Below are 22544 nucleotides of genomic sequence, written 5' to 3' on the forward strand. Positions count from 1 at the left end.
GTCCAAAATGGAACATAGGTTTATTTTTGTATCATGTATGAAAGAAAAATAATGCCCAATTTAAATTGTGGGCTCGACTTGATCGGCGAGGTCCTCTACGGCAAATGGAAGATGCGCCTTCTTTGGTTCATTAATGAAGGGCATCAAAGACCGAGTGAACTGCAGCGTAAAATACCGGATGCCTCCCGCAGGGTCCTGAACATTCAATTGAAGGAACTGGAGGAGCACGAACTGGTCACCCGAAAGATCTATCCGGTGGTCCCTCCTAAGGTGGAATACAGTCTTACCGACTTTGGCAAGAGCCTGATCCCAGTGATCGGGGCCATAGGGCATTGGGGCGACGACAATGCTGAGCGTTTGCGGGAGGTGATCATGAAACGATTGACCAATCCCGATACGGAGTGACCAACAACTACGTGCCACATGATCATTCAACGCTTTCGCTTGGTACTGTGCAAGACCATGCCCACAATGATCAATACCATCCCTCCCATAGCATAATTACTAGGGATTGGAGCATTGAGCAAAACCATTTCCCCCATAAGGGCGAACATGACCTCAGTGGATTGCGTGGCCTCCACCATGGCCAATGATTTCTCGTCATGGCGCACCTTGTCTGTCGCCAAAAAGAAGAGTGAAGTGGCCACTACCCCCGATGTCAGGGCCACGATCAAAGTCTGGATGTATTGTTCCTTCCCGGGCAATGAATGCTCCACAAGAAGATCATAACCGCTCAATAAGAGCCAAAATGGCAAACTACCGATCAACATACCGAGTATCCTTTGGTAAACGTCCAACCTTCCCCCGGTGAACATCATCGTTTTCCGGTTGCCCAAGGGATATGCACATGCTGCCAAAAGCACGGGCAAAGTACCCAATGCCATGTGGTCCAATGTTAGGGATTCTGCCTCATTGAGCTGCATGACCACAATTCCACATATGATTATCGCGGAAAACAAGAGGGAAGGGAGCAGACTTCCTTCCGTGGGCCTTCCCGACCTATGGATCAGTGGGGCCAAGAGGATCCCGGCAACAATGGTAAATTGCCAGGTACTGGCCACCAGCCAAGAGGGACTATATGCGGCCGCAAAAGTCAACGGGGCATAGAACACGCCAAAGCCCACGGTGCTCCAGAGTATCCATTTCAGCTTGTTTTTCTTCATTTCGACCCACAGTGCACCAAAGTTCCTTCGGGACAGTACAATCAGCAGGAAAAAAGGGAGCATCCAAAAAAAGCGCAATGACGCACTCCAAATCCAACTGCCCCCTCCAAGGGACATCAAACGGTTCACGATAAAGGTGATGGCAAAAAATAGGGATGCCAGAAGCCCTAGCACTAGGGCCTTGTATGAATTATTGTCCATGATGTAAATGCTATTAGTTCTTGGAAAGGAATTTGGTCCTGAAATTCGATGGGGTCTCGCCCGCTTTTTGCAGGAACAATCGACTGAAATAGGCGGGGTCCTCATACCCCAAAATGTATCCTATCTCCTTTGAAGTAAGCTCCGTATAGGCCAGCATTCTCTTGGCCTCCAGCACGATCCTGTTCTTGATCACATCGTTGGGCAGCGGCAGCTTTAACCTTTTAAACTTATGGGTAATCGTTTTGGGTGCGAGTCCCAATATTTCAGCATAGTCGGCCACATTGTGCTTTTGTTTGTAATGTGTTTCCACCAACATCGTGAATTTTCTAAAAAACTCGAGATCGTTCTGGTGTTCCGACAGGGCCCTGTCCAGATTCTGCTTCTTCCAAAGGCGGGAAGATTTAATAAAAAGTTGTTTTAGATAGGTCCGGATCATTTCCTCAAGAGAGGGGTCCTGAACCGCAAACTCCGTTGCAATCTGTCCAAATATATGGTCGAAAAAAGGAAGCTCATCCGCTTCCAACCGCACAATGGGCATATTGTGGATATTATTGAACAAAAGTCCGTCGCAAGCGACCTCTTCGTCATGGATCTGGATACAGTAAAAATCCCGGTTGTAAAAAATCAAATATCCAGGTTCCTTACCTATTTGCTCAATGTGCAGATGCTGATCGGGGCTCACGAACAACAAAGAAGGCCGATCGATGGTATATGATGTTAAATCTACTTGTAATTGATAACCGGAAGGGAGAAACAATACTTTTATATATTCCGTATAGACCTCATCGTTGATATTTTGGACACTTTTGTTGTCAATGGGCAGAAGCCCAAGGGTCTTCAATTCACTTTGAAACAACTGTTCGGTTTTCATTTTTTTTGGGATATAAAGGATAAACGTACAAATTTTAAGGACATTTACAGGGTTATTCGCCAACTCCACCACAATTGTAGTGAACTGTAAATAAGCAACATTGGCAGCATGCCAAAGCATCCTGCCAATGTCCAGACTTTACTGATTGGCAAATTTTTCCAATTCTTTGTTGAACTTCTCAGCTTCTTCCACGAAGAGCGCATGTCCACTGTTCTCGAACTTAACGATATAGGAATCCCTGATACCTTTGTGTAGTTCCTCAGAAAATTCAATGGGACATAATTTGTCTTGGGTGCCATGGAATATAGCCACGGGAATATCGATGATCTTCAATTGGTCGCGGAGGTCAAGATCACGCAAAGCGGTGATGGATTGGGTAACGGCATAGGGCCATGCTTGTAAGTTGATGTCTTCCAACCATTTTTCCACATTTTTTGAAATATTGCCCTCCTTGGCTGGAAATCCTGCACCAAAGCTTGCAATAAGGTCCTGACGAGCAGTCATCGTGGTATAAATCAGGCCATCCGCATCTTCTTTGGTAAGACCGTATGGATATTCATCCCGTTGTATCCAAGAGGGGGCAGCGGCTGCAAACAAAGCTAATTTACTGACATGGGCGGAATTATACTTGGTCACATAGTGGGTCACCACGGCCCCACCCATGGAAAAGCCTCCCAAAGTGGCATCCTTGATCTTGAGTTTTTCCAAAACTACTTTGATATCATCGGAGAATACATCAAAGTCATATCTGCCATAAGGTCTATCCGATTGCCCAAATCCCCTGAGGGTAATCCCGATCACACGGAATCCATTTCTGGAAAGATACTGATATTGGTATTCGTACATGGCATCGCTTAAAGGCCATCCATGAATCAATACAATAGGCTTTCCCTCACCTATATCGGTGACATGGAGCTTGACGCCCTTCTCAACTTCAATGTAGGTTTCCCTCCCCAGCGAAACTGGTACTCTTTTCCCTTGTCCAAAGACATTATGGTTAGACAATATGGATACAAATAAAACGGTAGTTGCAAAAATTGTTTTCATCTTATTGATTTTTAATGGTTCATATAAATTTTACACTGCAAAGATGAAACAGAAGCCGTCGCAAGAAAATGGACAATGGTGGATAGATATTGTATATTTTTCCCTTGAAGGAAAAAATCACAATTTCCAGGCCTTGTAAAGCCAAAAATGGACAGTACCCATTGAACCCAGTTGGCATTAAGATGGATTGCGATTGATTTACCAATTCTTAAAAAAGCAGTACATCCCAAGAATCAACCTCACGAGTAAACCTTTTACCATTCGCCATCCCTAGGTTTGCCATACCCTCTTCTACCATACAACCGCAATGTCTAAGTTCAATTGGGAAAAATCTACTAGATATAGTGCCTTTTCTCCATTTATTGGCCTGGTCCGCTATCGCAAATTTGTGCCCTAAATAAATATTGTATGAGAAATAAGCAAAATCGCACCTTAGGTGCATTTGAGAAAACCTTTTGGCTTTTGGATCTTATCGATTCCAAAGATTTTGCCATTGCTGGGGAAATTGAAGGACACAAACCTGTTTCAGAATGGCGAAAGGCCTTAAACAAAGCACAGTTAAGACATCCCAACCTTTCGGTCAGAATTGTCATGGATGCCTATTCCAGACCCGTTTTCAAACATGCCTCCTTTTTGCCCATACCATTAAGGGTACTTGAAGTTGACCAAGATTACCGATGGGAGCAAGAAGTTGAAAAAGAATTGTCGACCCGCTTCAATACCGAAAAGGAAGCCCTTTTACGGGCGGTACTGATCCAAAGGCCCCAAGACACGGTACTGATACTTACGGGGCACCACTCCCAATCTGACGGCACGTCCATGACCTATCTGTTCAGGGATATCCTAACGGCCGTAAGCGGAAAGGAATTAGACCCCATGCAAGCCCAAGAATCCAATGACGAGACCCTGGGACTCCCTGAGGATAAGGTTTCACCAAGTTCGCAGCGGACTCAGCCTTTGGTGAAAGTCAATAAAGGCTTTGCACCAAAAATTTCAAGCCACCGACTTTCAAAAGAATTGACCAACAACCTACTTGAAAGGTCAAGGGAGGAGTATACAACGGTACATGGGGCATTATGCGCTGCCGCTCTCATTGCCTGTAGAGCCATGAGAAAGGAATGGGCAGAGAAAAAAATAGAATTGATTTCTCCCATCTGTTCAAGGAAGGCACTACAACTGGATGATAATTATGGACTCAATATTACGACGCATCCTGTCTATTTTGAAGGTGACCAAGAATTTTCATTTTGGCAATTGGCACGATTCGCCAAGGCGGGCCTAGCAGGGACAGATACCAAGGAGCATGTAAAAAATTATATCAATTTCTTTCGGGATCTGACCTACAACACAACTGATCTCAATAAAATCATCGAAGTTTTGAAGGAGGCCTTTAATCAAGAAATCATGGTCACCAATTTGGGTTTGATCAAATACAGAACTGATTTTGGGTCACTCAAGCTCAAAACCCTCTATGGACCCATGGTTCGTTCCGGCAAGGGCATGGAGCAAACTATTGGTGCCATTACCAGCAATGGTTCGCTTTGTTTGACCAACACAAGTGACACCCCCATAGAAGGGCTGCTTCTGGAAATGGAAAATATCTTGACCAGGGCATGCCACAGCGTTTAATTATAAAAGTTCGGGGACTCTGGAACATAAGGGTCCCTGAACTATAATTTTAAATTGTATTCTAAAATTGAAAAAAAGTATTTCTTTTTCAACTCATCTATGATGTCCCCACATTCAGTTCATTTCTTTTGACACCAACTGGAATCTCATTAAACACCATAAAGACAATACCATTACAATTAATATTTTATACATTGAAATAAGTTTGGCGAGTAACCGTAAAAAAGCTTTGACTTTGAAAGCTGGGCGGGGGCGTTGTTCGAATATATCCAAGCCATTGATCCCACCAAATTGCTCATGGTATCCAGAGAAGACTTTTATGAACTTGTTGAAAACGTCCCCAACACTTTAGTCGCTTGTTTAAGAAAAAAGTAGGCTACACACCCAATGAATTTAGGATGCTGAATCGAGAAAGGTTAATCTGTAATAAAAAAGGCATTATAAAACTAGTGCTTTTTTTCGGAATGACCGAACCACTCATATGATTGTATGTTATTGTAAATCACAAGCAATCACTGAAATTTCAGAACCTAAACACCTTATTACACATTTATCATGACAATGAGATCCATTTGACAATAAAAGTACTGTAATCAGTTTAATAAGTAAGAATGGGGTGGCTTTAAAAAATTTAATTTCAATCCCACCATTAATCGAATTTCATATAGTACGAATGTGACTAAATCCAAACAGAAAAGGTGGCAGAGCAAGATTGTAACATCGACCTATAACCAAAAAAAGCAAATGGTTATTGTTGAAGCTTAAAAATTCTTAATTTCATATAAATTTCCCCCTACAAAATTCAATATCCACTAAAAATTGGGATTTCCACTTGGAGGGATGAAGGGAAACCACCATCTTTTGAAAACATACCCTTATATTCGATCAAGGCCATAACCAACAAATTCTTGCCTATGTTTTGTAGGTCATTGATCATTGTTTTCTTGTGTACATTATAGGAAACATATTCTCCTCTTTCAAACATCAAAAGTGAGATGCCCCCATGTGAAAATCTCGTGATAGCATCCCCCCCCGACAAGCAAATCAATTTAAAATTATTTTTAATCAACCGAAATGGTGTGCGCTCGTAAGGTTCGAGTAAAATCAAACCCATTTTGACATTCTTGGTCTGATATAGGCAATATTCGCTAAAATCCTCGCATGTCTGTAGCTGGCGAAGTTCCGTAAGTCTTGTTTTGTTCCAAAGTTCAAATTGCCCCTTCTTGTTTAATTCTACACATTTCATCCTTGGTAATATTACCGGTTATTACTTTCTATTCTGTTTAAAGATGTTCCAAAAAATATAAATGGTCACTGAAATACAAATGGGCACAAGTATAAAATCAGTTCGTAAAATTTGCCCTTTGGCCGAACTGTGCACGTTTTGCAGATCGGTCACATGTATAGTAACAGTGAGCCACATAAGAAAAACCAATGTTAAAAGAAGACCATCAATGAATTTCATAAAAACATTTATTTTTAGAAATGGTTTGGTTTAGCGGCAAGTTCCCGCTGCTTTAAAATCTTTGCTATCTTCTCACACGAGAGAGGTTTACTGATAAATCCCTCACATGCACTGTGTCTATCTGCATCAATCCTATCCATAAGACATGTTGAAGAGGAGAGCATATAAATTTTTGTGTTCCTAAAACACGTTTTTTCCATGGCACTATAAGCATCCAAAAATTCAAATCCGCCCATTTCCGGCATATTGATGTCCAACAAAATGATATCTGGGGTGAACAGAAAATCGGCCGTTTGTTGATTCTTCAACGTGGTTAAAAAATCGATTGCCTTTGCTGCCCTGATGAAAGTGAGGATTTCAGCATCGTCAACTACCTTTTCAATGAATTTTTGATTGACGAACAAATCAATCCCATTATCATCGATCAACATAAAGTTTACTCCCATGATTCACTTGTTTTAATGTTTTTTGGAAGAATTATATGGAAGCAGGCACCTACCTTTACCCTACTCTCAACATCAATGGTTCCATTTAGATTCTCCACAATTCTTTTGACTATGTACAGTCCCAATCCGTTCGACCCCGAAAATTCCTCAACCTCAGCCCTATAATACATATCGAATATCCGTCCCAGATTTTCTCTCCGTATTCCTTTGCCATTGTCACATACCATGATTTCTGTCCTATCACTCAATTCCGACACCTTTATCTCAATAAATGGCGTATGGTCTTTTGTTCTGGGCAATGAATATTTTATCGAATTTTTTATCAAATTCTGGAATACGGCAAAAATTAAGTCCGGATTGGAAACATACTCATGGGCAACTTTTATGTCCACATTGAATTTTATCTGGTCAAAGTTGTGACACCTCTTGAGCGAAGTCAGCACATGCCCCACAAGTATTTCAAAATCAATTGGTTTTGAGCTTTTTACCTTCTCAGATACCAATGAGGCCTTGGCTAGCCCTTCCGACATTACCTTGGCACAGCTTATAGTGCTCTCTAGCATCCCTAAGAGTGTTTTCATTTTTTCAATGGAATACTCATCCCTCATTAAATTGATCAACCCTTGTGCAGATGAAAATGGTGCATTGAGGTCGTGGGCAGAGCGATACAGAAACAATTCCAGTTCTTTGGTTTCCTGTTTCAGTCTATTTTGTACCTCAATTCTCTTTGTGATGTCCAGCATTTTCAGGGCATAAAGGTTCTTCCCATTAGAATTGAGCTTACTCATAACAAACTCAACAGGGAACTTCCTCCCTGATTTATGCAGGCACTTAAATTGAAGTAGTTTATTTTTCTTAAGATCTTCATTACTTTTTGCGCGTTTCACAAATTCCGAAAAACCCAGTTTTCCATATTTTCTATCCATTAAAAGCGAATATGGCCGACCCAATATCTCGTCCTCGCAATATCCAAATGTGTTCTCCGCACCTTTGTTCCACTTTAAAATCTTACCATTGGCATCCGTAACTATAACAACTGCTATATTCATGGAATCATAAATATTCCTATACAGAAGTGCATCATCAATTGTCTCATTTTTCACGGGGTGTGATTGTGCAGCCATGGATATCTACTTTTTGTTTTCTTTTATTTTATGTTTTAGGCAATACTCTTGAGCCTTGGATATATCATCAAATATGACATAGGGCGTTTTTGTATGATAGATCCTTTTGTAAGATTGCACCAATAGGTTGATCGGGAGAGAGTTTACAACATAGACCTCATAGACGATATTGGATAGTTTGTTGAAGCTTTTTGCCAACAATTGACCAGCCTCACTGGAGAATGTGCCTTTAACGTCACGAAGGTCGATCAAAAAAGGCATGGGAGTCCCACTGGACAATTCCGCAATTGTTTCAAGATACAGTTGAGCAGTCCTGAAATCCAGCTGATGCCGGGAATTCAAATTGCGTACCTTTCCAAATAGGATCCCATTACCCTTGGTCCAAAAAGTAGCATGTTTATGGATAATCATCTCTTCCATGCCCCAACCATTCTCCGATTATCCATACAAGCCATTTTGAACCTGCCAAAGCATTGGTTCAATGCCACTTTGGGGTTGTTGTGCAAGGTGTTCCAAAAAGCATTTCCGGTTGCAACGCAATACACCGACAACATTATCCTCAAAGCATTGGATCTGACCAAAAATGATGTGGACAAAACTGAAAAATCCAACAATGATGGAGGGGACAAAATGGCAAACAGCCTAAAGGCATCAAAAATTCCAACTTCTCTCAAATCAATCAACAGGGGGAGGTATCTACCGTTAGATAAAGTTGAAATTCCACTTGCAAAAATTTTAGCGACATTATCCTCCAAAATTCTACCTTGGTGCTCTTTACCTACTGTACAATGAATGATATTAGAATCTATCCAGAATACAACTCCATCAATCTCAGTCATGTTTTAAATCATTTGTAAAAAACAAGACAATGGCCGTGCCAAATCAATTACAGGTTAGTAAAATGAATTTTAACTAATTGATATTTAGTACTTTAAAATTAATACAGGAATTTTAGTCCATCAAAAAAGGTCACGGTATACCGTTTTTTGAATAGTAAGAAATACCCTACTTAACGGTATTCCGTGGATATTTATTTCTTTTTAATGCCTAATTTGGACATTTTATCGCGTAGAGTACTTGGTTTTACATCGAGTAGTGTGGATGCACTATCAGGTCCTGAAATTTTCCATTTACATTTTTCCAAAACGCTGACGATATGGTTGCGTTGGATAGTATCCAATGATAGATTCTTGGATTTAATCGGCATTTTGGACTTTTGCACCTCGGATTCAAAACCGGGAATCACCAATGTTTCCCCATTGGACAGAATAGAGGCCCTTTCTATCAAATTTTCCAATTCCCTGATATTTCCGGGCCAATCATAGGACCTTAGTTTCTCCATGGCCTCGTCCGATACATATTTAATATGCTTTGCATATTCCTTGTTGAACTTGTCCACAAAATGTTCCACCAATAATGGAATATCCTCTTTCCGTTTTCGTAAAGGGGGAATTTCTATAGGAAAAACATTAAGCCTGAAATACAGATCTTCACGAAATCTTTTCTTTTCTATTTCTTCTTTGAGATTCCTATTGGTTGCGGCAATGACCCTGACGTCCAATTTCTTTGTGCCCATTCCGCCAACTACCTCAATCTCTCCCTCTTGTAAGAAACGTAAAATTTTTGGTTGCATGTCCAAGGGCAACTCCCCTATTTCATCCAAAAACAAGGTACCGCCATCGGCCAACTCAAATTTTCCGACCTTGTCGCTGAATGCACCAGTAAAAGAACCCTTTTTGTGCCCAAACAGCTCACTTTCTATGAGTTCACGTGGTATGGCCGAACAATTTACTTTGATCAAAGGTTTGCTGCTCCTAGCGCTGATATTATGTACCGCCCTAGCCAATAGTTCCTTACCTGTTCCGGACTCTCCCAACAACAATACGGTCGCATTGGTGGCAGCCACTTTCTCCACTTCACTGAGTACATCACTGAACTGTGCACTCCCGTACACCATTTCCTCAAAATTGAACACTAGGTCGAGCTCATTTCTAAGATAGGTGTTTTCCTGTTCCAATTGATCTCTTAGAACATTCAATTCTGCATTTGCCTTGGACAATTCCTGGTTTGAAACAACAAGTTTGTCCTCGGCTACCTTACGTTCATGACTCTCTACCATTAAAGAAACAATGTTTGCAATGGAAGTGGCAAATTCCTGTTCATCCGCTGTCCAATCTCTCGTACTGTCCCCTACATGCTCAAAGCAAATAATTCCATAATAACCGTTTGTACTATTAATAAAGACATCCATAAGGGATTGTATGTTATTGGGGACCAAGTAATCTTTTGCAAACGGTTTTGTGACATTATTGAGTTGGGCATCTTTTACCTTTACTGTTTGATTCTTGTTCAAGGCCTCAAAATAACTAGGGTTATCCTCTTTCTGAAGCAGCATTCCATGCAAGTGGATATCTTGATCAAGATTATAGAGGTTTTCACAGTAAATCTCATTTTTATCGGTATTAAAGCTCCAAATACTTACACGACCAACATTTAAAGTTATAGCAGCCAATTCTGTGATTTGATTTAGGGAGCGTTTAAAATTTTTACCGACAAGACCCGCCAATTTAAGAATAACATCCTTTTTCTCCGAGGACTTTAGGGCACTTTCCTCCAAGGCCGCTTTTGCCTTTACCTCTTCAGATATATCCTTCATGGTTCCGAAAAGCGCTATTACCTCACCTTTATCATTGGTTATATTTCCCGTTAGAAAAGTTGCCAAAAACTTTTCACCATTCTTCCGAATGAATTCAAATTGGAACGAAGGGGCTTCACCCCTTGCTACCTTTTGATTGGTCTTGGCTATTGCCTCAAAGTCTTCTGGTTTGACGAAGGGATAAGGCAAATTGAGCCCTATGAGCTCTTCTTTGGAATAACCAAGAATGCTACAGGTGGAATCATTTACCAAAATAATCTCACCATTTAGATCAACAATGATAAGTCCCTCCTGCATGGACATGACGAGTTTATCCGTAAACTCTTTGGCCAATTTTAAATCCAGTTCGGCTTTTTTGCGTTCGGTAGTGTCAATGACCGTCGCAAAATAAGAATTGACTGCTCCATTTGGGTCTCGCATCAGGGAAATCATTACGTCTACATTAAACCGACTCCCATCCTTGCGCATATAGATAGTCTCAAAATTGTCCAGTTGTTCTCCCCTTTCAATTTTTTCATGCCGCAAATTGGACTCATCCTCAATTTCTGGAGGTGAAAAAGGGTATGGGCATTGTTTCCCGATCAACTCTTCTTCTGAAAAGCCCGACATTTTGCAAAACGAGGGATTTACACTTGTTATTTCGGTCTCCAAGTTGAATACAACAAGGCCTTCATGCATGGATTCTATCAGTCCTTCTGAATATTCCTTGGCAGCCTTTACCTCTAGTTCCGCATTTTTGCGTTCTGTGATATCCCTAATGATCCCAATCAAAAATTTGTTCCCTTTTTCATCAACAAATCTGGTTTTTTTGGTTGAAATCACCCTTTTTTCCCCTCTTCTGACCGTTAGGGTTTCCTCATTCACATTTTCAACGCCAGTTTTAATGACTTCCCTATCGATTTTCAAAAAACTTTCCCTTTCTTCTGGTGTCACATCTTCGGCCAGTGTCTTGCCCAAAATATCCTTTCGGGACAAACCGAAGATGGTGCAAAAAGCATCATTTGCCAACAATACCTTGCTTTGGTCATCTTTTACAAAAATGGGGTCGCCAATATTATTTATAATATTGTCCAAGTATTTCTTGTTCTCTACCAAAAGATCTTCCGCCATTTTTCTTTCCGAGACATCAGAAAAAAAGATCGTGAGTCCTTCTTTTGAAGGATAGAATCTATTCTCAAACCATTTTCCAAAAGGAGCATAAAAATGTTCAGACTCTTGTTTTTGCTGAGTTTCAAGAGCCTTTAAGGCCAAGTTATAAAATGGGGTCTCAACAATATCGGGGAACTCTGTCCAAATATGTTTCCCTATTAAGTCCTCTGGTGTCCTGCCCATAATGGCAGCTGCATTTTTATTTGCATACGTGTAGTACCAATCCGTATCCAAGGATATAATACCATCACTAATATTGTTCAAGGTAAAATCCAGTTGAGAAACCAGGTTTTTTTCTTCCAAAAGACTGTTATACTTCCTTCTGTAGTTCAATACGGAAAATATATCCTGGTTTACAGAACCATTCCGGACCATATCAACTTTTCCATTTGAAATATCCCTCAATAAGCCCAAATGGGCAATGATCTTTCCTTTTTTGTCCTTGATACTTGACGAGAAAATGGATACGGGAAAGTGGCTTCCATCTTTTCGCATGTGCAAAGTCTCATGTTCACCAGTGAGGCCTTCTTTTAGAGTTTTTTTAAAGCCGTTGGTGAAATCTTTTTTTAATTCCTCTGGCCAAAAAGGGAAAGGGGCTTCAGCGCCCAATAGTTCATTGCTTTGAAAACCTGTCAATTCACTGAGAGCGGTATTAACCATTATGATTCTTCCCTTGGAATTGGCAATAAGCAAACCATCCTTAATGGATTCCATAAAAATATCAGAAAAACCAAGATCAACTTTTAGTGATCTTATTAAAACTTTGTCAGTGTTTTCCATAAATAAATCAATGATACCCAACACAGAACCATTGTGCGATATTTCACGTTAACTTATATATTTTCGGGGGAATTTGCAATACTTTAAAGCGAGTACAATACCCACAATAAAATAAAAGATTGTCTTCAAAATTGATTCTGCCAATTTTAACAATTTAAATTACTAAAAATTTTGCTCACTTCCAATTCATTAGGAAATTGGCGGTCAATTCCCAAACACCTACTTTTAAGAAGAAATTGTGCGGGTTTTGGGCATCACCAAAGAAGGCATTGAGAATTTTTCGGAAGAAACCGTCCTAAAAATTATATCAAATACTTTACTAATAATGATAGTTCTACAATCTATGCAATCAATTTTTTAGCCAAATTTAATCCATTGGACATGGTAATTGAACTATATGAGCGTCTTGTTCAGGCTGAAAAAGATAAGGTGACTTACCTGGAAAAGCTATTGGACAAGAAATAGCATAATACTTTAAATCAAATCTCTTTATAAATGTCCTTACCAAAGGCGAACGGAACGCAGTGAAGTGCTGCAAGCGTCCCAAATTCTTACCCCAACTTTTGCGCAAGGATCCTATCGGGTTTTTGTAGTGTTCCGGTAGATAAGCGCAAAGCAAAAAACCGGTATGGCGCAACCTACTTTTTGGATTTCAGTAACCCATGTCCTCTCCTGTGCCTCTTGCCCTCTTGCCTTATTGATACCTCTTCCAAGGGCTTTGATGATCTTGGCCGCCATCTGTACTTTATTTGTCGGTATACTGGGGGCCTTGACCTCTTGGTTGCGATGGAAACTCTTGGCATAGTCCTCCATGAGTTTCCTTGTATATTCCCTTAGCAGATTTGGATCATTGCCTATGGCCTTAAGCTCCCTTTGGTTGGGACTGACCACTATGGAATAGAATTCCGGGTCTTTCTGCCTCTGTTTGGCCGTATTGGCATCGATTTCTTCAACGACCTTTTCAGGACTTACGCTGTCGTTCTCTTGGTCAAAGAATTCCTCCCTTTGTTCGGGCAATCTGTCCTCGTTTTCCTTTTCCAGATACTTCACGAAATCTGCCGAGCTTTGCGAATAGTTCTTGCCCAAATTCTGTGCCGAGATGGTAAGGTACATGGCCGTTATCTTATTTGATGTTTCAGGCTTTCAAACTTCCCGATGCCCATGTTGATCTTGATATAGGGCTTTCCCATCATTGGCTCCACCTTCTCCACATTATGGAGGATTTCATTGCTGTGCTTTTTATAGTTTTCAAAGCCTTTCAGCATTCTATCATGTTTTGTTTTCGGAACGGTGTTTCTAAGCTCCAAAAAATCCATTCGTTCTTCCTGAATTTTGATCGGCTCAGGTTTCGGTTTCCTCTCATCCTTTACATAGGCCTCGTAAAGTATCAGCATCATTTCATAGGTGGGCCGGATACTGGTCTTTTCCATGTTCTTGATAATGGCGATGAGCCTATCGAATTTTTTCATCATCTGACGCTCCAGTTTTTTGAGACTCTCAAGGATAATCTTTGTTCCCTCCCCAAAAGGGTCAAGATTGTTCTCCTTGAAGTAGTGTACCATTCCACCCAAAACCTCACTATGGGACTTGCCAAACTTTTTGGAATAGCTGCGAAAACGTATGGCCGTTTCTTTCTTTACCGTGATGTTGGAATAACCCCCTGTCCCATTCTTTGTTCTGTCATTTATTTTTTGCTTTTCCATAGAGCTGTGATTTTGCTTTTTAGTGAAAATGCGTCAATTTTTCGTCAAAAATTTCCAGTGTTTACAAGGCTTCCCAAAGGGTTTACTGTAGATTTTGGAAAAGTCTACTGTAGCCCCTGATTTTGCACAGCATTCCAAAATCATTTCAATTAACTGATTTTCAACTTGTTGAAGACCCTAAAACAACCGTGATGGCGCAATCTGCGCATCACCCTCTTGCTATTCCTACGTCCCGCAAGCGGGACCGAATGAATACTCCCTGATCATCCTTCGGCTGATCGGCCTGTCTGCATATGATCTATCAGATTTTGCATGTCCTCCCCTATCTTGTGTTCCAATACCCTGGCATAGATTTGTGTGGTGGACAGTTTGGTATGGCCGAGCATTTTTGAAACGGTTTCAATTGGTACACCATTGGAAAAGGTAACAGTGGTCGCAAAAGTGTGCCTGGCTGTATGGAATGTCACTTTCTTGTTAATCTTACAGGCCTTACAGATTTCCTTTAAGTAATAATTGACCTTTTGATTGCTATAAACAGGTAATAGTACTTTCGTTATTCTCCTTTCGGCTGAATCTTCGTATTTCTTGATAATTTCCTTTGCTCGTGGTAGTAGGGGGATTTTGAGTTTTTCGTCTGTTTTTATCCTTTTGGTGAACAACCAATCATTGCCATCTATTCTTTTAAGTAGATGGTCTGTACTTTCTTAGGTACTGCTCAAAGTCCTATATAAAACAGTAGTTCAATTTTTTTGAGCTTTATGTCCTCAACCCCATATTCCTCTTTTAAAAATAGGCCCACGCATCGTTATGTGTTGTGATAATTCTTTCTGGTCCCCGGACGCAAAGAAGTGTGCATGGTTCCATTGTGGTAGGCAATCAATTGTTTCAATGTTTTTCCACCCTCATCTTCCCCAAAAAATCTTGCTTTGATAGATAGTGGAGTGATTAGTTTTTCTTCTGCCATCATCAATCTATGGGCCTCATGTAGTCCTGTATAAATTTGGTCTAAGTATTTATTCAGGGAAATCACATAACTGGAAAAACCCTTGCCCATTTTACGATTATTGTCCCACAAATTGGTTTTTATCTCCCGATTTATACTAAAATCGGTGCGCTCACCATCGATGGTGATCCTACAATAGATAATGAGGTTCTCGGATTGAACCTTGTGCTTTCTAGTAAAGAAATTTATTGTTAAACGATTGTTTTTCTGCATGTTGTAACCTTTTAGAGTGTGAATACTGTGAAAGTCAAAACACAAGAAAATGGTTCTAAAAGTCATTTAAAGTTATAACAAGAACTTTAAGTGTTTGCTCCCGATGGGAACACGCTTGATATGATTTTAGATGGTTTTAAATGAATTCAAACGATACACCTAAAAACACAAAACACTGAAAATCATAAGATTAACAGTGTTTTGATTTTACTTGAATAAGGTAAGTCGGGATGACTGGAAGAAAGCATCACTTACAAAACTCCAACAATCAACATTTTACACTAGTCTTAAAAACTGGTTAAACAAATTTTCAACTATCTATAAAACACCACATTAGGAAGTAAGACTTATGGATGTTTTTGCCTAAGAATGTAAATATTAGAACAAAAAAATTCAATTTATCTAGCCCACCAATGGTGGTTTATCCAATATAAAGGGCTGATGGTAATACCTTCTTCCCGTAGCTTTGTATAATGCATTGGCCAAGGCACCCATAATAGGTGGAAAAGGAGGTTCTCCCATTCCTGTTGGGTCAATATCACTTTTTACAAAATGGGTTTCAATAGCTTTTGGTGCTTCCCTGTGACGAATCAATCGGTATCTATCAAAATTGGTTTGTTCCGGTGCCCCATCCTTAAATGAAAGCCCACTGTACATTGCATGACCTATTCCATCAACAGCACCACCTTCCGACAGATTTGAAGCCGCATCAGGATTTATCACTATTCCACAATCAATGGCAGCCGTAACTTTTTGGACAACAGGGGTATCACCTTCCATTACAATATCAAGTACTTGCGCCACATAACTTTGATGACAGAAATAAGCAGAAACGCCACGGGACACTCCAGCTTCATTTTGACCCCAATTTGCTTTTTCCCGCACCAATTCCAAAACTCCGGCATATCGAGAAGCTTCGTAGTCATTTGATTCTGGACTGCCGACAGGGTTTTCCTCTGCACGTTTCAATAATTCCAATCTAAAATCGATAGGGTCTTTGCCCATCACCTCGGCCAATTCGTCCAAGAAAGATTGTTCTGCACCAGCGATGAAATTGGAACGGGGTGCTCTGAACGCACCTGTTGTAATATTCGTGTCAACTGTAAAATCTTCGGCTAAATAGTTGTCTATGGCACCAGCTGGAAAACGATTGGCAAACAATGGACTCTCAGGAATCCCGCCCGCTTTAACATGAAAACCAATTAAATTGTTGTCTGCATCCAGTGCTGCTCTATAAGTAGCATAATACGATGGCCTATAAATGCCTTGTGACATGTCATCCTCCCGAGTGTACATCAATTTTACTGGGGCTTTCATACGTTGAGAAATAGCAGCTACCTCAACCATAAAATGACCGTACAGTCTTCTACCAAACCCACCCCCTTGTCGGGTCATCTGAATATCCACCTTCTCCAAAGGCAATCCTAAGCGTTCAGCCACAGCAGGTTCCATCCATTCCGGGGTTTGGGTAGGACCAAGTAGTTCGGCATGGTCTTCCGTAACATTGGCGAAGAAGTTCATGGGTTCCATGGTGTTGTGCGCCAAAAACGGACAACTATAACTTCGTTCAATAATTTTGTCCGCGTTTTTGAATGCTTCCTCTGGGTTGCCATCCCTTCGGGATACTTTTGTATTTTTTTCAATCAGTTCTTTTAGTTTGGCAGTATGGCTGTCTGAATTTTCCATGCCAGCAGGATGTTTCACCTCCATCGCATTCCCAAATAAAGTAAGGTTTTGGACTGTGTCCGGTGCATCCTCCCATTCAATATTGAGTGCTTTTTTAGCCTGAAATACTTGCCACGTAGTTTCCCCTACAACTACCACCACTTCGTTGAAGGCTGTAAAATGAAATGCCATCTTGTCAAAGTCATCATCGTATAATTTGATGGAGAAAACATCACGTATACCAGGCATTTGTTTGGCCTCTTCGGCATCAAAGGATTTTAACCGCTTACCAAACGCAGGTGGGTGTACCAAAGCTGCCATCAACATGCCTTCGCGTTGTACATCAATACCGAATAAAGGTTTACCGGTCACTATTTTTTTGCCGTCCACATTTTTTCGGGAGGTTCCTATGATGGAGAATTCCGACTTTTCCTTTAATTCTACTTCTTCTGGGACCTCTATTTGTGTTGCTGCGGAGGCCATTTCACCATAACCGGCCGAATTACCACTGGCCTCATGGGTCAGTACTCCAGCTATTGCGGTAATTTCACTGGCCGGGACCTGCCAAGCTTGGGCCGCAGCCTCCTTCAACATATGCCGAGCGGTCGCTCCGGCCATTCTTAGATTTTGCCATGAGCTGCTTATGGACCTGCTGCCTCCTGCTACTTGCCAACTATATAAATTGGTGTTGAGGGGTGCCTGTTCCACAATCACATTTTTCCAATCAATTTCCAATTCGTCCGCCACGATCATAGGCATGGAAGTCCGTACGTTCTGACCAATTTCCGGATTTGGTGACAATATGGTTACCACCCCATTGTCTCCAATCTTTAAATAGCCATTGATCTCATACCATTCTTCGGGCATTTCCAATTCCATGGCAATAGCTTCGGCTACCTTGGGCTTACAGGCATTAAAAAAACTGAAACCAAGAACCAATCCACCTCCGGCCAAACTTGTGTTTTTTATGAAGGCCCTACGTCCTATTTGTGTTTTTATGAGTGTCATTTTGTTAAGCGTTTTAGGTGAATCAAGAGTTGTTTTCCGCAGCCATTTTGACGGCTTTTTTGATACGGATATAGGTTCCACAGCGACAAATGTTCCCGTTCATGGCTGTTTCTATTTCATCATCTGTTGGGGATGGGTTTCTTTTTAATAAGGCCGAAGCTGTCATGATTTGACCAGCTTGGCAGTAGCCACATTGCGGGACATCAACTTCCAGCCACGCTTTTTGTACTGGGTGGTCTCCGTGCTCTGACAAGCCTTCAATAGTGGTAATTTCTTGCTCACCTACAGCCGAAACCGGTAATTGGCAGGAGCGCACCGCATTATCCCCTAGGTGGACGGTACATGCACCGCACTGCGCAATGCCACAGCCAAATTTAGTGCCGACCATTTGCAAATGGTCTCGCAGTACCCAGAGAATCGGTGTAGTAGCATCTACATCCACTGTTTGGGATTTTCCGTTGATTTTTAGATTGAATGTTGCCATGTTGAAAGTGTTTGCTTTAAGTTACTGAATAATCCGTTTGGATTCTGTCTAAATTATTGATATTGTTAGGATTGAAGTATTAAATTTTTTGTTTTTTTTGCACGATTGCTCATATCCCCAAATCTGTAGTTTAAAGACACTTTCCATATAAAATCTTCCTCGGGTACAATTTTGGTATCTATGATTTTATTAAAAATAGCAGAGATGAACCCTTGGTAAAATAGTCTTGTAAAAAATACCAATAAGAGGTTGGCGTTTTTCATTTTCGGCCTTATCAGCTATTCATGGTATACTTTAATTTACAAACCATTGATGGGCAATTACTTGCTCAACTTTTCTGCTACACTGTCATAATATTCTTGTGTTACCACTTCCGTCCAAACTGTAGGTGTTTCTCCGCCGTAGATGGCCAGATAAGTCACATCACTGTTCTTGGAAGACGAATGCCAATGTTCCGTGTCTTTTTCACATCTGATTACATCGCCCTCTTTCAGAATCATTGGTTCCCTTCCTTTTTCTTGATAGTAACATTCGCCATCAACAATGATCAATACTTGTACAGATTCATGCTTGTGCCAATCCAAAGTGGAATTCGCCTTAAATGTTGCCTTGGTAATATTGTACGTTAAATCTCCATCTGCCTGTAAAACGGGATTTAACCAAGCTTCTCCAATGTAATGTGTATTTGGTGCTTTGATACCTTCGGTGAAATAGGAAGAAACGGTGTACGCTGAATTTTGGGCAGAAATGCCTGCAGATATGGCAAACATTAGGAAGCAAATTATTTTTTTCATGATATTGTATTTTCAAGATTTTCCATCAAACCAAAAATATTCATCTATGAAAATAGAAGTAATACCCAGATCACGGATGTTTATACCATTATTACGGATTTTGTACATCGGGGTTGATAAACTGAATATCAATCCCTTATCTTTAGATAAAATTTAACAGATAGATGGAAAACGTGTATCATATACAATCTGTGGCGGATTATTTTGCTTGGCGCAATTCCAAACCAGATCATCCGCTGGTGGGCATTTTGGATTATGAGCGAACAACCGCATATCCTGATTATTCGTACGATGGGCTACAGTTTGATTGTTTTGCGGTTTTCCTGAAGGATGCCAAGAACTGCAAGTTAAAGTATGGCGGTGGTGAATATGATTTTAACGAAGGTTCCATGGTATTTATGGGTCCGGGGCAAAAAGCGGGTATAAGTTATGATCCAGACTATGAGCCCAAGGGTTATGCCCTGATTTTTCACCCCGATTTGTTGTTGGGAAGTGATTTGGGGCGAAAAATAAATAGCTATACTTTCTTTTCCTATACCGTGAAAGAAGCCTTGCATTTATCAGCCAGAGAGCGCGGACTGATTTTAAGTGTTATCGATAAAATTCAGTATGAATTGGAACAAAATCTGGACAAGCATAGCAAAAATTTGATCGTGAGCAATATTGAGATTTTATTGGATTATTGCCTTCGGTTTTATGATAGACAGTTTTTGACCCGTGAGATTCCCCATCAAGGAGCCTTGGAAAAATTCGATGTGCTGCTCAGGGATTACCTTTCTTCGGAAAAACCACAAAAACATGGCCTGCCTTCGGTAGGGTATTTTGCGGACCAACTCAACCTGTCACCCAATTATTTTGGGGATTTGGTGAAAAAGGAAATAGGTTATTCGGCACAGGAATATATTCAGAACAAGCTGATTGATGCAGCCAAGGAAAAAGTGTTCGATCCCAATAAAACGGTCAGTGAGATTGCGTATGAACTGGGATTTAAATATCCGCAGCATTTTAGTAGGTTGTTCAAAAAACAAGTGGGGCATTCCCCAAAAGAATTCAGAATGCTGAACTAAATCACTTACCAATTTATTTAAAAAAGAACAATCAATTATTATATTAAATTTAAGAAATCTTGTCCTAAAGGGCGGGCTATCTACATTGCAAATAAAAAAGAGCTACATCTTAAAAAAGTTGTAACTCTTTGATTTTCAAGTCGGGTGACAGGCCTCCCCTTTAAATATAAAAATTTGATTTATAGAGTTTTACACCGTTAACTCAGACCGGTTAACCGAACTCTGAACCGTGTTCAAATCGGCACATCCAGAGGTAAAACTTATTAAAGTTTTACTCCACTAACTTAGACATTTTTTTGATAAGCAACGATTTAAGGTTCAATGTATCCTATGGATATAAATTCATTTCCTTTTTACCATGAAAAAGCTTGCCATATTGCTTTCATTAACTTCTTTGGCGATCAATCAGTCCTGTGATAGTACAGATGGAGAAATTGATTTTCAAGGTATCAACGTTTTTGAACTTCAGTACATCAATGCGGGAATGTCGGGAGAAATCATCGAAAAGAAGGATTTGGAATTTAATGAATTCATTGAGCTTACATCCAATTATCATTTTGTCAAAAAAAGGGTTTACCCGGATAGTACCAGTATTGCCAAAGGCAGTTATATTTTCATCCAATCAAAAGAATCGAAGTTTTTTGAATTTGAGTATGAAGAAGAAAGTTATTTGATTCAAAACTGTGGAAGCTCACTTAAAGAGCATATTTCGATTTTGAGCAACAAGGAAATATTCAATGGAGGTTACCTTCCATGTGATGGTCCAGGTTTTGGATATAGATTAGTCAACTAATGAATGCTAATTTCCAATAAGAAGAATCTGTTTTTACAATTCGGGATGACTGAATCATTGATAAAACCTTATCATATTGAAAATCATTGTTTTAATCCTGTAATCCTGAAGGTATTCCCGTTAAGAACACGGAAAAAAACAACTTTTAAACACAAAATTTTTGTGCTTTTAACATCGATCTGTCTTTCATCATCTCAAATAAAATATAAGTCTACTTAAATAGATTTATCTGAATGATCACCTTTCTCTAAAAGAGATTAAGAAGAAACTACTTTTTAAGCTCGCTTGGCAAATACCCCATGGTTCGTTTAAAGGCATTGGTAAAATGCTGTGGGTTGCCATAGCCTACCTCATAAGCAGCTTGGGCAATCGTAAAACCTTCATTACGTATAAGTGCGCTTGCCTTTTTCATGCGCAATTGGGTAATGTACTTGTAGATAGTAGTGCCGTGTAATCGCTTAAAGTCCCTTTTTAATTTGGTACTGTTAAAGCCTGCAATGGTGGAAAGTTCAGAAATAGGCAGTGTTTCCTTCAGATTGGATTTTATATGGCGCTCCACCATACGGATTCTATCAATATCAGCTTTGGGTAACTTTATCTTTGGTTCAGGTTTTAAATTCCCATTAAACTCGATCAATATATCCAACAACAGCGTTGTAATCTTGGATTGCAGATAGGTCTTTTTTAATTGACCGGTAAAGGGACAGGCTATGATATCTTCCAAAACTTGACCAAGTTCAGAGGATATTGGGCGTGGACGCTTCCAAAACACAAATGGTTTATCATTCTTGACCGCACCATCAATTCTTTCCAAGACATGATTATACGTATCACCTACAAGCTCCTTTATCAATCCCAAAGTGAAAACGATTTCAAGGGTTCGTCTTGGTGTTCCCTTGTATTCGAGGATACCGTTTGTGTGTGGCAAGTAGAACATGTTGTAGTGAAAGTCAGGTATTTCCAAAAGAGGGTTTTTCTTTTCGTTCGGCGTATACCTATAACTTCCGGAAATCCCAAAGTGTAGTACGAATACTGAAAAATTATTGGACACTTCAAACCTATACCCTTTTGGAGCATGAATATCCTTCATCACAACAAACATTCCATTGAGCTGAAGTTCATTGATCACACCTGAAACATCTGGCGTATCTATTTCAATCTTATTTTCGATCAATTCATGGGTCAGGAAATCCTTGGAGTATTTTTTTTGATAAATACTATCCTTGAACAACTCACTTTTTAAGGTTGATCGCATTACTTCCTTTTGCGTATTTAAAACTTCT

21 protein-coding genes and 1 pseudogene are annotated in these 22544 nt (G+C 40.2%); 5 read left to right on the top strand and 17 right to left on the bottom strand.

What is annotated here, in order from left to right:
* Positions 1-51 precede the first annotated feature (51 nt).
* On the top strand, positions 52-405 hold the full coding sequence (locus tag GUA46_RS10335) for a winged helix-turn-helix transcriptional regulator (RefSeq protein WP_262889436.1): 354 nt from the start codon (positions 52-54) through the stop codon (positions 403-405).
* 26 nt (positions 406-431) lie between these two features.
* On the opposite strand, the gene GUA46_RS10340 is transcribed toward GUA46_RS10335, so the two are convergent.
* The 3 genes from GUA46_RS10340 to GUA46_RS10350 form a co-directional block, all read right to left on the bottom strand.
* Positions 432-1364: a DMT family transporter gene (locus GUA46_RS10340; protein WP_176620421.1), complete on the bottom strand. Its 933-nt coding sequence runs from the start codon at positions 1362-1364 to the stop codon at positions 432-434.
* A gap of 13 nt (positions 1365-1377) precedes the next feature.
* Positions 1378-2235: a helix-turn-helix domain-containing protein gene (locus GUA46_RS10345; protein WP_176620422.1), complete on the bottom strand. Its 858-nt coding sequence runs from the start codon at positions 2233-2235 to the stop codon at positions 1378-1380.
* A 138-nt stretch (positions 2236-2373) separates the two neighbouring features.
* Positions 2374-3282: an alpha/beta fold hydrolase gene (locus GUA46_RS10350; RefSeq protein WP_176620423.1), complete on the bottom strand. Its 909-nt coding sequence runs from the start codon at positions 3280-3282 to the stop codon at positions 2374-2376.
* Between the two features lie 408 nt (positions 3283-3690).
* Here GUA46_RS10350 and GUA46_RS10355 point away from each other — a divergent pair, with 408 nt between their 5' ends.
* Together GUA46_RS10355 and GUA46_RS16965 are read left to right on the top strand one after the other, a co-directional pair.
* The gene (locus tag GUA46_RS10355) at positions 3691-4911 is read left to right on the top strand and encodes a condensation domain-containing protein (protein ID WP_176620424.1); all 1221 of its coding nucleotides are present in this window, start codon (positions 3691-3693) and stop codon (positions 4909-4911) included.
* Positions 4912-5252: 341 nt separating this feature from the next.
* Positions 5253-5396, top strand: a pseudogene (locus GUA46_RS16965) (hypothetical protein); the annotation flags it as partial.
* Positions 5397-5713: 317 nt separating this feature from the next.
* On the opposite strand, the gene GUA46_RS10360 reads toward GUA46_RS16965, so the two are convergent.
* From GUA46_RS10360 to GUA46_RS10415, 13 genes are all read right to left on the bottom strand, one after another.
* Positions 5714-6157 carry a hypothetical protein gene (locus tag GUA46_RS10360; RefSeq protein WP_176620425.1) on the bottom strand — a complete coding sequence of 148 codons (444 nt, stop codon included), beginning with the start codon at positions 6155-6157 and terminating at the stop codon, positions 5714-5716.
* Between the two features lie 233 nt (positions 6158-6390).
* Positions 6391-6822: a response regulator gene (locus tag GUA46_RS10365; RefSeq protein ID WP_108244468.1), complete on the bottom strand. Its 432-nt coding sequence runs from the start codon at positions 6820-6822 to the stop codon at positions 6391-6393.
* Positions 6813-7946 carry a PAS domain-containing sensor histidine kinase gene (locus tag GUA46_RS10370; protein ID WP_176620426.1) on the bottom strand — a complete coding sequence of 378 codons (1134 nt, stop codon included), beginning with the start codon at positions 7944-7946 and terminating at the stop codon, positions 6813-6815. The genes GUA46_RS10365 and GUA46_RS10370 overlap by 10 nt, the downstream gene beginning before the upstream one ends.
* 6 nt (positions 7947-7952) lie before the next feature.
* The gene (locus GUA46_RS10375) at positions 7953-8366 is read right to left on the bottom strand and encodes a DUF7793 family protein (RefSeq protein ID WP_176620427.1); all 414 of its coding nucleotides are present in this window, start codon (positions 8364-8366) and stop codon (positions 7953-7955) included.
* Entirely contained in the window at positions 8354-8785 is a 432-nt protein-coding gene (locus GUA46_RS10380; RefSeq protein WP_108244465.1) for a hypothetical protein, read from the bottom strand. The genes GUA46_RS10375 and GUA46_RS10380 overlap by 13 nt, the downstream gene beginning before the upstream one ends.
* 191 nt (positions 8786-8976) lie before the next feature.
* Entirely contained in the window at positions 8977-12465 is a 3489-nt protein-coding gene (locus GUA46_RS10385) for a PAS domain S-box protein (protein ID WP_176620428.1), read from the bottom strand.
* Between the two features lie 642 nt (positions 12466-13107).
* Positions 13108-13644, bottom strand: coding sequence for a DUF5712 family protein (locus GUA46_RS10390; RefSeq protein ID WP_176620429.1), 537 nt, complete (start codon positions 13642-13644; stop codon positions 13108-13110).
* A gap of 5 nt (positions 13645-13649) precedes the next feature.
* Entirely contained in the window at positions 13650-14234 is a 585-nt protein-coding gene (locus GUA46_RS10395; protein ID WP_176620430.1) for a BfmA/BtgA family mobilization protein, read from the bottom strand.
* A gap of 263 nt (positions 14235-14497) precedes the next feature.
* On the bottom strand, positions 14498-14893 hold the full coding sequence (locus tag GUA46_RS16940; RefSeq protein WP_313790865.1) for a site-specific integrase: 396 nt from the start codon (positions 14891-14893) through the stop codon (positions 14498-14500).
* Positions 14894-15039: 146 nt separating this feature from the next.
* Positions 15040-15450 carry an Arm DNA-binding domain-containing protein gene (locus GUA46_RS16945; protein WP_313790866.1) on the bottom strand — a complete coding sequence of 137 codons (411 nt, stop codon included), beginning with the start codon at positions 15448-15450 and terminating at the stop codon, positions 15040-15042.
* 402 nt (positions 15451-15852) lie between these two features.
* On the bottom strand, positions 15853-18123 hold the full coding sequence (locus GUA46_RS10405) for a xanthine dehydrogenase family protein molybdopterin-binding subunit (RefSeq protein WP_176620431.1): 2271 nt from the start codon (positions 18121-18123) through the stop codon (positions 15853-15855).
* 22 nt (positions 18124-18145) lie between these two features.
* The gene (locus tag GUA46_RS10410; protein WP_176620432.1) at positions 18146-18607 is read right to left on the bottom strand and encodes a (2Fe-2S)-binding protein; all 462 of its coding nucleotides are present in this window, start codon (positions 18605-18607) and stop codon (positions 18146-18148) included.
* A 320-nt stretch (positions 18608-18927) separates the two neighbouring features.
* The gene (locus GUA46_RS10415) at positions 18928-19401 is read right to left on the bottom strand and encodes a cupin domain-containing protein (RefSeq protein WP_176620433.1); all 474 of its coding nucleotides are present in this window, start codon (positions 19399-19401) and stop codon (positions 18928-18930) included.
* Between the two features lie 164 nt (positions 19402-19565).
* Between GUA46_RS10415 and GUA46_RS10420 the strand changes: the two genes are divergently transcribed.
* Together GUA46_RS10420 and GUA46_RS10425 are read left to right on the top strand one after the other, a co-directional pair.
* Entirely contained in the window at positions 19566-20468 is a 903-nt protein-coding gene (locus GUA46_RS10420; protein WP_176620434.1) for a helix-turn-helix domain-containing protein, read from the top strand.
* 358 nt (positions 20469-20826) lie between these two features.
* Positions 20827-21261: a hypothetical protein gene (locus tag GUA46_RS10425; RefSeq protein ID WP_176620435.1), complete on the top strand. Its 435-nt coding sequence runs from the start codon at positions 20827-20829 to the stop codon at positions 21259-21261.
* A gap of 268 nt (positions 21262-21529) precedes the next feature.
* Here the strand turns inward: GUA46_RS10425 and GUA46_RS10430 are convergent, their stop codons facing one another.
* On the bottom strand, positions 21530-22516 hold the full coding sequence (locus GUA46_RS10430) for a helix-turn-helix domain-containing protein (RefSeq protein WP_176620436.1): 987 nt from the start codon (positions 22514-22516) through the stop codon (positions 21530-21532).
* Positions 22517-22544 lie beyond the last annotated feature (28 nt).

This window comes from Flagellimonas chongwuensis, from assembly GCF_013376415.1.
GTDB lineage: Bacteria > Bacteroidota > Bacteroidia > Flavobacteriales > Flavobacteriaceae > Flagellimonas > Flagellimonas chongwuensis.

Coding starts and splice junctions, on each gene's coding strand:
- GUA46_RS10430 (WP_176620436.1), bottom strand. CDS start 22,516: ATGCGATCAACCTTAAAAAGTGAGTTGTTCAAGGATAGTATTTATCAA.
- GUA46_RS10425 (WP_176620435.1), top strand. CDS start 20,827: ATGAAAAAGCTTGCCATATTGCTTTCATTAACTTCTTTGGCGATCAAT.
- GUA46_RS10410 (WP_176620432.1), bottom strand. CDS start 18,607: ATGGCAACATTCAATCTAAAAATCAACGGAAAATCCCAAACAGTGGAT.
- GUA46_RS10360 (WP_176620425.1), bottom strand. CDS start 6,157: ATGAAATGTGTAGAATTAAACAAGAAGGGGCAATTTGAACTTTGGAAC.
- GUA46_RS10420 (WP_176620434.1), top strand. CDS start 19,566: ATGGAAAACGTGTATCATATACAATCTGTGGCGGATTATTTTGCTTGG.
- GUA46_RS10370 (WP_176620426.1), bottom strand. CDS start 7,946: ATGGCTGCACAATCACACCCCGTGAAAAATGAGACAATTGATGATGCA.
- GUA46_RS10405 (WP_176620431.1), bottom strand. CDS start 18,123: ATGACACTCATAAAAACACAAATAGGACGTAGGGCCTTCATAAAAAAC.
- GUA46_RS16945 (WP_313790866.1), bottom strand. CDS start 15,450: ATGCAGAAAAACAATCGTTTAACAATAAATTTCTTTACTAGAAAGCAC.
- GUA46_RS10380 (WP_108244465.1), bottom strand. CDS start 8,785: ATGACTGAGATTGATGGAGTTGTATTCTGGATAGATTCTAATATCATT.
- GUA46_RS10340 (WP_176620421.1), bottom strand. CDS start 1,364: ATGGACAATAATTCATACAAGGCCCTAGTGCTAGGGCTTCTGGCATCC.
- GUA46_RS10385 (WP_176620428.1), bottom strand. CDS start 12,465: ATGGAATCCATTAAGGATGGTTTGCTTATTGCCAATTCCAAGGGAAGA.
- GUA46_RS10350 (WP_176620423.1), bottom strand. CDS start 3,282: ATGAAAACAATTTTTGCAACTACCGTTTTATTTGTATCCATATTGTCT.
- GUA46_RS10390 (WP_176620429.1), bottom strand. CDS start 13,644: ATGTACCTTACCATCTCGGCACAGAATTTGGGCAAGAACTATTCGCAA.
- GUA46_RS10335 (WP_262889436.1), top strand. CDS start 52: ATGCCCAATTTAAATTGTGGGCTCGACTTGATCGGCGAGGTCCTCTAC.
- GUA46_RS10355 (WP_176620424.1), top strand. CDS start 3,691: ATGAGAAATAAGCAAAATCGCACCTTAGGTGCATTTGAGAAAACCTTT.
- GUA46_RS10395 (WP_176620430.1), bottom strand. CDS start 14,234: ATGGAAAAGCAAAAAATAAATGACAGAACAAAGAATGGGACAGGGGGT.
- GUA46_RS10365 (WP_108244468.1), bottom strand. CDS start 6,822: ATGGGAGTAAACTTTATGTTGATCGATGATAATGGGATTGATTTGTTC.
- GUA46_RS10345 (WP_176620422.1), bottom strand. CDS start 2,235: ATGAAAACCGAACAGTTGTTTCAAAGTGAATTGAAGACCCTTGGGCTT.
- GUA46_RS10375 (WP_176620427.1), bottom strand. CDS start 8,366: ATGGAAGAGATGATTATCCATAAACATGCTACTTTTTGGACCAAGGGT.
- GUA46_RS10415 (WP_176620433.1), bottom strand. CDS start 19,401: ATGAAAAAAATAATTTGCTTCCTAATGTTTGCCATATCTGCAGGCATT.